Source organism: Hyphomonas sp., assembly GCF_037969335.1.
GTDB lineage: Bacteria > Pseudomonadota > Alphaproteobacteria > Caulobacterales > Hyphomonadaceae > Hyphomonas.
Map to the genome: position 1 here is coordinate 1 of NZ_JBBKXE010000163.1, position 14,510 is coordinate 14,510.

A 14,510-nucleotide genomic window follows, 5' to 3' on the forward strand; every position below is an offset into this window, starting at 1 on the left:
GTGAGCTCAGTCTGGAACAGGCGCAATCTGTCATCCGTGCACGGCCGCTGTCTGGCTGGCTGACGTCCGACGCATTCCTGTCAGACAGTGAGATCCAGTCGATTGCCGTCGCCTCCCGAAACGATTCCATGATCGCGCTCCGGCCAACCAGCCTGCGTTTGACAGCGCACATCGTCTCTGGCCCGACTCAGGAAACCCTGCAGCTGACCTATGCGCTGGACGAAGGTGGCCGGGCCAGCCTCGTCCAACGCACGACGGGAGACTTCTGATGACCCGATGCCTCTACGCAATGCTTCCGGTCCCCGGAGAGCCAATCGAGTTCGCTCTGTCGACCGACAAGGGTATGAGCCTGGTATCGGCAGATACGGTCGACATCGACTCCAGCGACGAGATCGTCGTCTTCGTTCCGGCAACCGAAGTTGGCTGCTTCGAAGTCCGCCTCCCCAATCAGGGGGCCTCGGAATTGCGGCGATCAGCAGCTTTCGCGCTCGAAGACGACCTTGCCGTCCCGGTCGAAGACGCCCACGTCGCTATCGGACAGCCGCTTCCCGACGGATCACGCCCGGTTCACATCGTCGATCCGGCCTTGATGGAAGAATGGGTGTCGATCCTGAACGCCGCTGGGCTCAAGACGGCTCGCCTCGTCGCCGACGCCTCGGTCCTGCCGGCCACACCGATCGCTTTCGATGCCGGGCCCCATATTCTGTTCTCGGTCGGCGGTCGCCGTTTCGCGGTCGATGCCCAACTCCCCGACGACGCACTCAGGGCTCTCGCCAATAAGTCCGACGCCCCTGTCATTGCATCCGGCGACCGGATCGCGCGGCGCCTCGGCGTCACCGAGGCTCACCTGTCGTCCCTCCCTCTTCTCGGCCAGCTCGCACAATGGGCAGAGGATAGCCCGCCACTGACAGACCTGCGTCAGGGCGCATTCGTCAGCCGGCGGCAAGCTGAGATCCGGATCGGCGCCTGGCGTCCGGCACTCATCCTTGCCGCTGCTGCAGCCGTCGCCTTCTTGTCTGTCACCGCGCTCGAAACACATTCCTTGTCGCGCCTTGCCGCAGCGCTCGACAGCCAGGCCCGCGCCACTTACGCAGCAGCCTTCCCCGGTGCAGCCATACCCGCGAACCTCGCAGCAGCCGTGAGGAGCCAGAACACGGCACCTGTCGCAAACCGGCTGCCCTTCCTCGAAGCGACAGCGCTTCTCTACGAAGCCATTCCTGACGATGGCGGCATCACGATCCAGAGCCTGCGATATGATCGCGCCACCGGTCGCCTGCTCGCCAACTTGGTCTATCCCAGCTTTGGCAGCGATGCCGATCTGAAGAACGCCCTCGAAGCGAACGGCATCGCCGTTTCACTTGGCGATTCCCGCCAGCAGGACGGACAGGTCCTCGGTGACCTCACACTGGAGGCCGCGCGATGATCGAATGGTGGGACAAGCTCAGCCTGCGCGAACGCGGACTCGTCGGGGCGGCAGCAGCGCTGCTCGCGCTTATCGTGCTGCTTCAATTCATTCTCTTTCCACTTCTGGCCAATCATTCCGCCGCCAGCCTCCGGGCTGAACAGGCAGCGCGCACGCTGGACCTCATGACCTCTCGTGGCCTGTCGCCGACGTCCGACGCGAGCACATCCTCTGGCGCCGCGCTCGACGCCGACGCCCGGCGACGCGCCATTCTCGATGCTGCCACGCGTCGCGGACTCTCGATCGCGCGCGTCCAGGTCAGCGCTGAAGGCGTGGTCACCGTCCAGGTCGATGATACCAATGCCGAGAATGTCTTTGCCTGGTTGTTCGAACTGCGCAGCAGCGCCGGGCTCGAAGCCAGCAAGTCGACAATCACCCAGGCAGGTTCGGGCCTTGTGCGCTCCAGCTTTGAATTCGGGGGCATGTCAGCCGGATGATGCGCCTCACCCTCATCCTTGTCTTCGTCGCAGCCCTCGTATCCGGCATCGTGTCCGGCGTGCCGCTATCTTTCGTGATGCGCAATGCAGGTCTCGCCGATCAGGGCGTCAGCTGGCAACAGGCACGCGGCACGATCTGGCACGGGCAGGTCACCGGGCTCGGATATCGTGGACAGTCTGTGGGCGCGCTGGACGTCACATCGTCTCCACTTTCCCTACTCTCAGGTGCCATCGTATCCGACGTGAAATGGGTCGGCCAGCCCGGCCGGGCGCGCGGCAATATCAAACTGTCGGGATCGTCCATGAACCTGTCCGGATTCGCTGCCGAACTAGATATCAGCCGCCTGAGCGGCATTCATCCTGAACTGCGCCGAGTCGGCGGCGTTCTGAAATTGTCCAATGCCGCAGCCCGCGTCGACAGCACCGGCACGTGTAAATCAGCTAGCGGCGCAGCCCAACTGGATCTCGTCCGTCGGCTCGGCATCCCGTATGGCCGCGACTGGCCTATGCTTGCAGGCGCACCAACCTGCAGCGACGGAGACCTTGAATTACCGCTCACCGGCGACGGTCCCAACGGCGAACGATTTGAAATCACCTTGCGCGCGCGTGCCGATGGGCGCACCGGCATGGACGTTCATGTCGAACGCCTCGATCCTCAGGCAACCGCTGCGCTCGCGGCAATGGGCTTCACAAATACCGGGAACGGCTACACGCTGAACCAGGAAGCGGCTTTGACCGAAGGTAACTGAATATGCGCCATTCACATTCCATCTGTTTCGCAGCCCTGTTGGCGTCGATGGCCATGCTCCCGGCCTGCGCAAGTAAACCTGCGCCCGCTCAAACCGTCACGTCGGCAGCCAACGTAATTGCGAGGACCGGCGAGCTGCCGTCCCAGACGCTCGCGCCGGGCGCATGCGGCCTGTTCCTGTGGACACAATCATCGCCCGTCCGCTTCGTCTTCTTCGCCGAAGCCGGATCAGACAAGGCGGTGATGAACATTGACGGCACCGAGTCCCCGCTCGAACTCACGGCCTCTCGCGGCACGCTGTTTGGCCAGTTCATGACCGAGATGACCTACCGATCGCCTGACGGCAATGTCGGTCTGAGCTTCAGGCCCGGCGAGCTGCTTGATGGCGGCCAACGGATTGAGAACGGGCGGTTGTCGCTCGTGAGCAGGGACGGCTGGGAAACCATGATCCCGGTACTGGGCCTCAGCGCTTGCCAGCCCGAGCCTCGCTGATCCGTTGCCCGATCACCATCAGTGACCAAGGCGACCTGAAATACATTTCGGGCTAGGCACCGCCAGCGCTTTCAAGATCCACAATCAAAAAATACCGATACACATCCACCGCCGCCGCCCATGGCTTCGGCGCCGCATCTGCGACTCCGAATGCGTCTCATGCATCGATCCAACCAAAAATCCGCAAAACAACAAAACTTTGTCGTTTATCGTCTATCACTTATTGTTTTTCAATAATAATGGTGCTATCCAGACTCATCAAGGCAAGGTGAGGCACCTGCCCATCCATGCCGGCACCATCAAAGACCAGAACGGGTATCTGAACCATGACCTATGCTGAAACCGACCCGAAGCCGCCGTTCAGGCCTGGCCTTCTTATCAAGCGGATCCTGTTTCTCGCCTTGCCCGTGTTCGTGCTGATCGGCTCCGTCGGCGGCTTTGTCGCCATGGGGGCACTGAAACCTGCTCCCGAAGAGAAGGCCGAGATCATTGAGGCCCTCCCCGTACTCACCACCGTGGCGCAATCCGAACCGGTCTCGATCAAGGTCAAGGGTCAGGGCGAAGTCAAAGCCCGGTCCGAAGTCATGCTGGCCTCTGAAATCAGTGGCCGGGTGGCCTATGTCTCACCCAAATTCCTGGCAGGCGGACAGTTTGAGCGCGGCGAAACCCTGGTCCGCCTCGAGTCCCGCGAATATGAACTCGGAATTGTCCAGGCTGAAGCCGCTGTGGCGCAGGCCCATACGGCACTTCTCCAGGAAATCTCCGAAGGCCAGATTGCCAGCCAGGGCGCTGAACAGCTCGGGCTGGACCAGGTGTCCGACTTGACGCTTCGCCATCCGCAGCGCGCACAGGCCGAAGCCCAGCTCGCCTCCGCGCAGGCGCGCCTCGACGATACCCGGCTCCAGCTCTCACGCACACGCATCGTCGCGCCCTTTACGGGCCGTGTGCGTGAGAAAACGGTCAATATCGGCGCCTATGTCTCGCCCGGCGCCCGCCTCGGCGAAATCTATGCCAGTGACGTTGTCGATATCGCCATCGCCCTGACGGATTCAGACCTCGCCAATCTCGGCCTCGGCATTGGCTTTTCCGAAACACAGGCCGTTAAGGGCCCACCCGTCACGCTGTCCGCCACCGTCGCCGGCGAGCCGCACACCTGGTCCGGTCGCATCACGCGAACGGACAGTGGCTTCGATCCCGAAACCCGCGTGCTCTTCGCCTATGTCGAAGTCAGGGACCCCTACGGCAAAGGCGCCGACAATGGCACGCCTCTGGCCACCGGCCTCTTTGTCGATGCCGAGATCGATGGCCGCACGCTGGCAGACAGCGTCGTCCTTCCCCGCACCGCGCTGCGTGGCAAGGACAATGTCTATGTCGCCCGTGAGGACGACACACTCGAGATCCGCCCGGTTGAGGTCGCCTTCTCGGAACGCGAACGCCTCATTCTCACGTCAGGCATAGGCGCTGGCGAACGCGTCGTGACATCACCTGTCCGTGCCGCATCTGACGGCATGAAAATCAAACCTGTCGACCGGCTCGAAACCGCTTTTGCGGCAGACGCCAGTGCAGCTGAAGAATAGAAGGATCCGGGGGCATGTCGGCAATCATCCGCTGGTGGGCAAGCAACAAGGTCGCAGCAAACCTGCTGATGATCGCAATCATCCTTGGAGGCATCGTCGCCTTCATCCGGATGGAGCGCGAACTCGAACCCTATGTCGAATTCCCGGGTGCCCAGATTTCCGTCGTCTGGCGCGGTGCCTCTCCACAGGACATCGAGGAACAGATCACCGTCCGCATGGAAGAAGCCGTCAGCTCGGTGGAGGGCATCAAGGAGCTCCGCTCGGTCTCCAGTGAAGGGATCGGCTATCTTATCGTCGTCGGCAACCAGGATCTCGACGAAGGCAAGTTCCTGCAGGACCTGAAACGCCAGATCGATGCCATCAGCACCTTTCCCGCCGCCGCCGAACCTCCCCAGCTGAACGTCTTCCGCAGCCGTGACGAGATCATCCGTATCGCCGTCTCCGGCGACGAGACCGTGAGCGAGCAGGACCTCAAGCATTTCGCCGAGGCCACCCGCCGCGAGATTGGCCTGCTGGGCTATGTCCCGTCTGTCGAACTCTTCGGCGTACGCAACGAAGAAATCTCCATCGAGGTCTCCGAAGAGGCTCTCCGCCGCTATGGCGTCAGCCTGTCTGACGTCGCTGACGCGGTCGCCGGCACATCCGTCAACATCTCGGCCGGCAATGTCCGCAGCGATGGCGGCAATGTCCAGCTCCGCACCCGCTCACAGGCCGACACCCAGGCCGAGTTCGAAAACATCATCGTCAAGCAGATGCCGAATGGCGCCATCGTGCGTGTCTCCGACATGGCGAAAGTCATCGACGGTTTTGAAGAGGTCAATCTTCTCGCCACGGTCAACGGGCAACGCACGATCCTTATCCAGATCATGAGCGGCCCGCAGATGAACATCGTGAAGATGTCGAAGAACGTGAACGAATATTTCGACGAAGCAGTGAAAGACCTGCCGCCCGGCATCTCGATGACGATCTGGCAGGATTCCGCTATCGATTATATGAGCCGCATCCGCCTCATCGGCACCAATTTCCTGACCGGCCTGTTCCTGGTCCTGGTCACGCTGCTGCTCTTCCTGCGTCCGGCCATCGCCCTCTGGGTCGCCATAGGCATCGGCACAGCCTTCGCTGGCGGCCTTGCCCTCCTGCCCATGTCGGACGTTTCGTTCAACATGATCTCGACCTTCGCTTTCCTGCTCGTCATCGGCGTGATCGTCGATGACGCGATTATCGTTGGCGAAGCCATCCACTCGCGCACCGAAGACGGCGAGGAAGGCCTCGTCGCGGCAGTGAACGGCACGACCATGGTCATCAAGCCCGTCATCTTTGCAGTCTTCACGACCATGATCTTCTTTGCGCCGTGGATGTACCTCTCCGGCGGCACCAGCGAATTCACCCGCTCCATATCGCTTGTCGTGATTTTCGCACTCTTGTTCTCGCTGATCGAAGCCCTGTTGATCCTGCCCGCTCACCTGTCACACCTCAAAGCCGTCAATCCGGAAACCCGGATCGCCCGCTTCCAGGCATCCATCGCCAACAGCATCGTCTGGATCGCGCGGCGCGTATACCGCCCCCTCTTGCTCCGTGCCCTGCGCCACCGCTACCTCACGGCCTCCATCTTCATCGGCGGCATGATCCTGTCGGTCGGCCTTCTCACCAACGGACTGGTGAAAACCATTTTCTTCCCGGAGACCGAGTCCGACCAGATCGAAGTCACGGTCGAAATGCCGGAAGGCACACCCTATTCCCGGTCACTCGAAGTGCTGGCCCAGATTCAGGCCGGTGAAAAGGCACTTGAGGAAGAGGTCAACGCGTCCACCAATGGCGAAGGCGAGTTGATCGAGAACTGGTACACACGCTCGCGCGACAACAACATCCTTGCGCTCGTCAAACTCGTGCCGCCGGAAACCCGCACACTCACCGCCAAGGAGACGGCCGAACGCCTGCGTGCTCTCATCGGCGAAGTCCCGGACGCCGAGACGATTACGGTCAATTATCGCAATGCCGATACCGACCCACCGATCCAGTACATGCTGAACTCGACCGATCTCGACGCACTCAACACGGCCGCTGAAGACCTGATGGCGAAGCTGCGCTCCTATGACGGCGTCTACAATGTCGTGAACGACGTTCAGAGCGCGACCGACGAGATCCAGTTCGACCTGAAACCCGGCGCCGAATCCCTCGGCATCACGACAGCTGATGTCGCCCGCCAGGTGCGCCAGGGATTTTATGGCGAGGAAGTCCAGCGCCTGCCCCGCGATGGCGAAGATGTCCGCGTCTTCGTGCGATATCCCCGTACCGATCGGGAATCCCTCGATTTCCTGAACAATATTCGCGTCCGCACAGCTGATGGCCGTGAACTGCCCCTCTATGCCGTCGCCGACATTCGCTTCGAAAAAGGCATCTCCCAGATCAAGCGTCGCGAACGCCGCCGCGCCATCGTGGTCAGCGCCGAAGTCGTCGCCGAGCGCATCACGGAAATCCGTGGCGACTTGAACGACAATTTCTTCGACGAATTCGACAAGGCGCATCCCGAGGTCCGGCGCGGCAGTATTGGCCGGGCCCAGGGCGAAGCTGAATTCCTCGCCGAGATCATGACCTTCCTGCTGATTGCCATCGGCGTCGCCTATTTCCTCGTCGCCGTTGCCTTCAAATCCTATGCGGAGCCGATCCTCATCCTTCTGGCGGCCATCCCGTTCTGTTTCACGGGCGCCATGGTCGGGCACCTCGTCATGGGGTTCCCCCTCAGCATCCTGTCCTACATGGGCATCATGGCGGCGGCCGGCGTGGCCGTGAACGACAATCTCGTCTTGCTGGATTACGTTCACCAGCTCCGGGACAAGGGCATGGACGGTGCGCGGGCCCTGATCGAAGCCGGCACGCGCCGCTTCCGGCCGATCCTGCTCACCTCGCTGACCACCTTTGTCGGCCTCCTCCCGCTGATGATGGAGCGCTCCATCCAGGCCCAGTTCCTGATCCCGATTGCTGTCGGCCTGGCCTTCGGGGTCCTGTTCGCCCTGTTTGTCACCCTGTTCTTCGTCCCCGCCCTTTATGGCATCGGCGCCGACATCAAACGCTTCTTTGGCTACCTCATCTCCGGCAATCAGCGTCCCGGCTTCGACGCCCTGCTCGACGAGGAAGCACTGGAAACGCTCGCGCCTGTACCGGCTGAGTAAGCAGGCATCACGACACCAATGGTTGGAGGCAACAGAGCTTAGGCTCTTGCCTTCAACCCCTTGGTCGCTAAACCCCCCGATATGCTCACCATATCCAATCTCGACTACCGCATTGAAGCGCGCCTTCTGTTTGAAGGCGCAGGCGCCCAGATCGCATCCGGCTGGAAAGTCGGCCTCGTCGGACGCAACGGCACGGGGAAGTCCACGCTGCTCAAACTGATCCGCGAAGAAATCACGCATCCTTCCAATGACGGCTCAATTCGCCTCAACCAGGGCGCCCGCCTCGGCTGGGTCGCGCAGGAAGTCGCGCCGACGGATGAAACCATTCTGGAAGTCGTTCTCGCCGCCGATACCGAACGCCACGCCCTGATGCAGGAAGCCGATACCGCCGAAGATCCGATGCGGATCGCCGACATCCATACGCGCCTCGTCGATATCGACGCCTGGTCGGCAGACTCGCGCGCGGCCGAAGTCCTGATGGGCCTCGGCTTCGTCCAGAGCGACCTTGATCGCCCGACGCGGGAATTCTCCGGTGGCTGGCGCATGCGCGCCGCCATCGCCGGCGTCCTGTTCTCGCAGCCAGACCTGCTCCTGCTCGACGAACCGACCAACTATCTCGACCTCGAAGGTGCCGCCTGGCTCGAAGGCTATATCAAGAAATATCCGCACACCGTGCTCATCGTCTCGCACGATCGGGAAATGCTGAACCGCTGCGTCACCCATACGATGGCGCTCGAACACAAGAAACTCACCATCGTGCCCGGCGGCTATGACGCCTGGCTCCGGCTCCGCGCCGCGAAATATGCCCAGCTGGAAAGCCAGCGCGCCAAACAGGAAGTCGACAAGGCCCACCTCCAGGCCTTCGTGGACCGCTTCCGCGCCAAGGCATCCAAGGCCCGCCAGGCCCAGTCGCGCGTCAAGATGCTCGAAAAGATGCAGGACATATCGATTCCGATGGCCGAGCGCACGACTCCGTTCAACTTCCCTGCCCCCGCCGACAAGATGGCGCCGCCCCTGCTCGAACTGCGCGGCGCTGAACTCGGCTATGGTGAAGACGCCAGCATCCTGCGCAATGTCACCCTGCGCCTCGACCCCGATGACCGGATCGCCATTGTTGGCACCAACGGTCAGGGCAAGACGACTCTGGTGAAATCCATTGCCGAGCGCCTGCCGCTGATGATGGGCGACCGCGTCACCCACAGCAAGGTCCGCATCGGCTACTTCTCCCAGGACCAGCTCGACGAACTGACGCCCGGCGAAACCGTGCTCGATCACGTCCGCCACGCCATGCCCAAGGAAACGCCGGTCTCCAAACAGCGCTCAACTGCCTCGATGATGGGTTTCAGCCATGAAAAGGTGGATACCAAAGTTGAAAAGCTCTCCGGTGGCGAAAAGGTCCGCCTGCTCCTTGGCCTCATGGCCATGGACAAGCCTCACATCCTGATCCTCGACGAACCGACGTCCCACCTCGATATCGACAGCCGTGAGGCGCTTATCTACGCCCTCAACGACTTCAAGGGCGCCGTCCTGCTGATCACCCACGATATCTTCCTCGCCGAAGGCACCGCCGACCAGCTCTGGCTGGTCAAGGACGGCAAGGCCGAAGTCTATGACGGCGACCTGCAGGATTACCGCGCACTCGTGCTTCAGGCCGACCGAAGCAAATCGGATAGTAAATCGAAAGCCAGAAAGTCTGATCCCGTCGTCGCCGCGCCCAAGGTAAACAAGGCCGATCAGCGCCAACGCTCATCCGAAAGCCGCAAGGCCGCCTCGGGCCTCAAGCGCAAGGCCGATGATGCCGAAAAGCGGCTCGACCAGATCAATGCCAGGATCACCGCGATTGACGCCAATCTGACAAAGCCGGGCCACGCGTCGGAACAATTGCAGGATCTGCTGCGCCAGCGTGCCGACCTTGTATCCGAAGCCGAAGCTACGGAGCGGGCTTGGCTGCAGGCGGTCGAGGACTACGATGCCGCTCTCGACGCCTAAACACTGCGCGTGCCCGCGATGGCAGCACCAATTTTGTGCTATTAGCTTGTTTTGGTAAAATTAGACCAACCAGCACAACATGTTTGAAGGGTCTGTCACAATAGTACCACTATACAAGCCGGTCTAAATTGCGCAGTTAGAAATTGAAAACGCTCGTGAAGAAATTGCGGGATGACAACGTAGATTGTCCGGGCATGCGAACATGCTCGCAGAGGATTAGAATGGGTGTTTCAGAGAATCTGAAAAGAGCCATAGCCTTCCCCCGGGAAAAGGTGACGCTCGCACGGACGCCATCGGCAGGTCTGGAAATCCACGAAATCGATGGACGAGCAGGCGCGGTCGCAAATCAGGTCGACCTGCCTCCGATCTATCCCGAATGGCTCGGCGACCGGCTCTTCGCACACACCCACGGCTGTCGCTTTAACTACGTTGTGGGCGAAATGGCCCGCGGCATTGCCACCACCCGTATGGTGGTCGAAGCCGTGCGTGCGGGGTGCGTGGGATTCTATGGTAGCGCGGGCCTCTCGCCGGACGTCATCGAAGCGGGCCTCAAGGAAATCAAGTCACAGCTGACGCCTCAACAGACGGCCTGGGGCGCCAATCTCATACACTCCCCTCAACAGCCCGGATACGAGGCGCGCGTCGTCGATCTCTTCCTCTCCGAGGGCGTAAAACGGGTGTCAGCCTCCGCCTTTATGAAACTCTCAGTTGAGTTGGTGCGTTATACCGCGGTCGGCTTGTCCCGCGCCCCGGACGGCAGCATCCGCCGCGACAATCATGTCTTCGCCAAAGTCTCTCGTGCTGAAGTCGCCGAGCCCTTCATGTCGCCCGCCCCGGCCAAACTGCTGGCAGAGCTGGTAGCTCGCGGCGCCATAACCGCCGAACAGGCCGACCTCGCGTCGAAAGTCCCGGTCGCCGCCGAAATCACCGCAGAGTCCGATTCCGGCGGCCACACAGACAATCGCCCCGCAAGCGTGCTTTTTCCATCGCTGGTATTGGCCCGTGATCGCGTCGCCGCCCGCACGGGCGTTGATGCCAACGCCATCCGCATCGGCCTCGCCGGTGGCATCTCGACGCCGATGGCCGTCGCCGCCGCCTTCCAGATGGGCGCCGCCTATGTCCTGACAGGATCGGTCAACCAGTCCGCCGTGGAATCCGGCCTGTCGGAAGCAGGCCGCCGCCTCCTCGCAAAAGCCGGGCCCGCCGATGTCACAATGGCGCCTGCCGCTGACATGTTCGAGCAGGGTGTCGAAGTTCAGGTGCTGAAACGCGGCACCCTGTTCGCCATGCGGGGCAAGCGTCTCCACACCATGTACCGGTCGGGGGCGAGCTATGAGAGCCTGCCCCAGAAAGACCGCGACTGGCTGGACGACGTCCTCGGTGAGCCCTTCGACGCGGCCTGGCAGAAAACACATGCCTTCATCTTGCAGAGCAACCCCGCAGAGGCCGCCCGCGCCGAAACTGACGGCAACAAGCGCCTCGCCCTCGTGGCCCGGCGCTACCTCTTCATGGGTGCCCAATGGGCCCGCGAAGGCACACCCGACCGCGAGATGGATTACCAGATCTGGTGCGGCCCCGCGATGGGCGTGTTCAATGAATGGGTTGCGGGCAGTTTTCTCGAACCGACAGAGAACCGCACCGTCAAACAAATCGCCTGGAACCTGCTCGAAGGCGCCGCACAAATTACCCGTGCCGGACAGCTGCGCGCACTTGGCCTGCCAGTTGCACCTACAGATTACACCTACATACCCCGTCAGTTCGCTGACGCTGAATGAGACAAAAAATGGTAAATGAGACCCGCACTCAGGCTGAGCCCATCGCTGTCATCGGAGTCGGATCGATCTTTCCGGGTCGGGGTGGCAATACCGGCTATTGGCGCGACATCTTCCAGGGCCGCGACACCCTGACCGAGACACCGGCCTCACACTGGCTGCTCGACGACTATTATGATGCCAATCCGCTGACACCAGACCGGACCTATGGGCGCCGGGGTGGATTCATCTCGCCGGTTCCATTCGACCCGCTCGCCTTCGGCATCCCCCCGAACGCCCTGCAGCAGACCGACAGCGCCCAGCTGCTGGCGCTCATCGCCGCCAAGCACGCGCTCGACGATATCGAAAGCACGAGCGGCGTCGAAATCGACCGCACCCGCACCAGCGTCATGCTCGGCGTTGCATCCGCCACCGAACTGACCGCCCATATGGCCGGCCGCCTCCAGCGCCCCGTATGGGTCAACGCCCTGCGCCAGTCCGGCCTCGGCGAAACGGACGTTCAGGCCATCGTCAAGCAAATGGAAGACCATTACATCGAGTGGAAGGAAAGCACCTTCCCGGGCCTCCTTGGCAATGTCGTCGCAGGACGCATCGCCAACCGGCTCGATCTCGGTGGCTGCAATTTCGTCACCGACGCGGCCTGCGCCTCCAGTCTCTCCGCGCTCCAGATCGCCCTGCACGAATTGCGGGCAGGCGACTCCGACACGGTCCTTGCGGGCGGTGTCGACGCGCTCAACGACATCCTCATGTACATGTGCTTCTCGAAGACGCCGGCTCTGTCGCCCACGGGCGATTGCCGGCCCTTCTCGATGGATGCAGACGGCACCATGCTCGGCGAAGGCGTCGGCATCCTCGCTTTACGTCGCCTGTCGGACGCCGAGCGCGACGGCAACCGTATCCATGCCCTCATCCGCGGCATCGGCGGCGGATCGGACGGCAAGGGCACCGCCATCTATACGCCGCTCCCGTCGGGCCAGGCCCGCGCCATCGAACGCGCCTATGTCCAGGCCGGCTATGGCCCGGAAACCGTTGACCTCGTCGAGGCGCACGGCACGGGCACCAAGGCGGGCGACAAGGCCGAACTCGCCGGTCTCCACCTCGTGTTCGACGGCAAGGGCGATGGCGCCCCCTGGTGCGCCGTTGGCTCCGTCAAATCGCAGATCGGTCATGCCAAGGCCGCCGCCGGGGCCGCCAGCCTGATCAAGGCTGTCCATGCCCTCAGCCGCAAGACCCTTCCGCCTACGATCAAGATTGGCGAGCCTGCCGAAATCCTGAAAGACAGCCAGAGCTTTTACCTGAACAGCGAAGCGCGCCCGTGGATATCGGCAGAGGCTCGCCCGCGCCGCGCCTCGGTCAGCTCCTTTGGATTCGGCGGCAGCAATTTCCACGTCGCCCTCGAGGAATATACCGGACCGACCGCCATCCTGCCGCCGCGTGTCTTGCCATCCGAACTCTTCCTCTTCTCCGCCACCACCACCGACGGCCTTGTCGAAGAACTTGAAGGCCTGATCCATACGGAAACAGACGAGGACGGTTTCGCCGCCCTCGCCGCATCCACCCACGGCACCTTCGAAGCCGACGCCCGCGTCCGCACCGCCATCGTCGCTGACGACCAGAAGGACCTCGCTGCCAAGGCCTCGCGCCTGATCGGCCAGATCGAGACTGGCACGTTCGGCACCGCGCCGCTCGGCGCAGGCATTCACGCCTCCACCACGCCGCCAGAAGCCGGGAAGGTCGCGTTCCTTTTCTCCGGCCAAGGCAGCCAATATGTCGGCATGGGCGCCGACCTCGCCATGGCCTTCCCGGCGGCACGTGCCGTGTGGGACATGGCCGCCAGTCACAAGACGACCGGCCCGATGAAGCTCCATCGCCTCGCCTTCCCGCCAGCCGCCTTCGACCAGGTCGAATTCGGCCAGCAGACCCAGCGCCTCACCGAGATGCAGAACGCCCAGCCAGCCATTGCCGCCGTCGCGCTTGCACAACTCGCTTTGCTGGACCGCCTCGGCATCGATGCCGACATGGCTGGCGGTCACAGCTTCGGCGAAATAATGGCCCTCCACCTTGCCCGCAGCTTTGACATGGACGGCGCCCTCAGCGTCGCCGCCGCACGCGGACGCCTGATGGCCGAAGCTGCCAAGTCGACACCCGGCGCCATGATGGCCGTCCAGACGGATTCCGAAACCATCGCCGCCATCGTTGCAAAAGTGCCGAATGTCGTCCTCGCCAATGACAATGGCCCCAGCCAGGTCGTTCTCTCCGGCCCGGTCGATGCCATCAAGGCCGCTGAAGCCCTCTGCATCGAGCAGGGCCTGAAGGCCCGCCGCCTGTCGGTCGCGACCGCGTTCCATTCCGCCATCGTCCACGCCGCCGTCGATCCCTTTGCAGCCGAACTCGCCGCCCTGCGTCCGCGCAAGCCCAAGCTCCCGGTCTACGCCAATGCCACCGCGTCGCCCTACACGGTGAAGGTCGCCGACCTGCCCGCCGTCATCGCCGGCCAGATCGCCACCTCTGTCCGGTTCCGCGAACAGGTCGAAGCCATGTATGCCGCAGGTGCCCGTCTCTTCGTCGAAGTCGGTCCCGGCTCGATCGTCACCGGACTTGTCAAAGACGTGCTCGGCGACCGTCCCTTCCGTGCCGTCTCGCTCGACAACAAGCGCGCCAACGGCCTGACGCAATTCCTGTCAGCTGTCGGTGAACTCAGCGTTGCCGGCCAGTCGCTGGATCTCGCCGCACTCTTCGCCGATACGCCGCCGCCCGTGCCAGCTGCGCCGCCATCGAAGCACGCGGTCTACATTTCCGGCGCCAATTACGACAAGCCGTACCCGCCGAAGAATGGCGCCGCCGGCCGTGCCCCGCCAAACAT

At 62.5% G+C, this 14,510-nt stretch carries 10 protein-coding genes; all 10 read left to right on the top strand.

Going from position 1 to position 14,510, the window contains the following annotated elements; all coding sequences use genetic code 11:
- Positions 1–269: type II secretion system protein GspK (locus AADA04_RS12235; protein ID WP_340693555.1), on the top strand; the 269-nt coding region annotated here is incomplete at its 5' end.
- The gene (gene gspL / locus AADA04_RS12240; protein WP_340693556.1) at positions 269–1,423 is read left to right on the top strand and encodes a type II secretion system protein GspL; all 1,155 of its coding nucleotides are present in this window, start codon (positions 269–271) and stop codon (positions 1,421–1,423) included. The genes AADA04_RS12235 and gspL, both read left to right, overlap by 1 nt.
- Positions 1,420–1,899 carry a type II secretion system protein GspM gene (gene gspM, locus AADA04_RS12245; protein ID WP_340693557.1) on the top strand — a complete coding sequence of 160 codons (480 nt, stop codon included), beginning with the start codon at positions 1,420–1,422 and terminating at the stop codon, positions 1,897–1,899. The genes gspL and gspM overlap by 4 nt, the downstream gene beginning before the upstream one ends.
- Positions 1,896–2,648, top strand: coding sequence for a type II secretion system protein N (gspN, locus tag AADA04_RS12250; protein WP_340693558.1), 753 nt, complete (start codon positions 1,896–1,898; stop codon positions 2,646–2,648). Before gspM ends, gspN begins: the two co-directional genes overlap by 4 nt.
- A gap of 2 nt (positions 2,649–2,650) precedes the next feature.
- The gene (locus tag AADA04_RS12255; protein WP_340693559.1) at positions 2,651–3,139 is read left to right on the top strand and encodes a hypothetical protein; all 489 of its coding nucleotides are present in this window, start codon (positions 2,651–2,653) and stop codon (positions 3,137–3,139) included.
- 326 nt (positions 3,140–3,465) lie between these two features.
- Positions 3,466–4,716: an efflux RND transporter periplasmic adaptor subunit gene (locus tag AADA04_RS12260; protein WP_340693560.1), complete on the top strand. Its 1,251-nt coding sequence runs from the start codon at positions 3,466–3,468 to the stop codon at positions 4,714–4,716.
- A 14-nt stretch (positions 4,717–4,730) separates the two neighbouring features.
- Positions 4,731–7,886: an efflux RND transporter permease subunit gene (locus tag AADA04_RS12265; RefSeq protein WP_340693561.1), complete on the top strand. Its 3,156-nt coding sequence runs from the start codon at positions 4,731–4,733 to the stop codon at positions 7,884–7,886.
- 81 nt (positions 7,887–7,967) lie between these two features.
- The gene (locus AADA04_RS12270; protein WP_340693562.1) at positions 7,968–9,875 is read left to right on the top strand and encodes an ABC-F family ATP-binding cassette domain-containing protein; all 1,908 of its coding nucleotides are present in this window, start codon (positions 7,968–7,970) and stop codon (positions 9,873–9,875) included.
- A gap of 221 nt (positions 9,876–10,096) precedes the next feature.
- Positions 10,097–11,650: a PfaD family polyunsaturated fatty acid/polyketide biosynthesis protein gene (locus tag AADA04_RS12275; RefSeq protein WP_340693563.1), complete on the top strand. Its 1,554-nt coding sequence runs from the start codon at positions 10,097–10,099 to the stop codon at positions 11,648–11,650.
- A gap of 8 nt (positions 11,651–11,658) precedes the next feature.
- Positions 11,659–14,510 (top strand): beta-ketoacyl synthase N-terminal-like domain-containing protein (locus AADA04_RS12280; RefSeq protein WP_340693564.1); only part of this gene is annotated, 2,852 nt, incomplete at its 3' end.

Coding starts and splice junctions, on each gene's coding strand:
- gspL (WP_340693556.1), top strand. CDS start 269: ATGACCCGATGCCTCTACGCAATGCTTCCGGTCCCCGGAGAGCCAATC.
- gspM (WP_340693557.1), top strand. CDS start 1,420: ATGATCGAATGGTGGGACAAGCTCAGCCTGCGCGAACGCGGACTCGTC.
- gspN (WP_340693558.1), top strand. CDS start 1,896: ATGATGCGCCTCACCCTCATCCTTGTCTTCGTCGCAGCCCTCGTATCC.
- AADA04_RS12255 (WP_340693559.1), top strand. CDS start 2,651: ATGCGCCATTCACATTCCATCTGTTTCGCAGCCCTGTTGGCGTCGATG.
- AADA04_RS12260 (WP_340693560.1), top strand. CDS start 3,466: ATGACCTATGCTGAAACCGACCCGAAGCCGCCGTTCAGGCCTGGCCTT.
- AADA04_RS12265 (WP_340693561.1), top strand. CDS start 4,731: ATGTCGGCAATCATCCGCTGGTGGGCAAGCAACAAGGTCGCAGCAAAC.
- AADA04_RS12270 (WP_340693562.1), top strand. CDS start 7,968: ATGCTCACCATATCCAATCTCGACTACCGCATTGAAGCGCGCCTTCTG.
- AADA04_RS12275 (WP_340693563.1), top strand. CDS start 10,097: ATGGGTGTTTCAGAGAATCTGAAAAGAGCCATAGCCTTCCCCCGGGAA.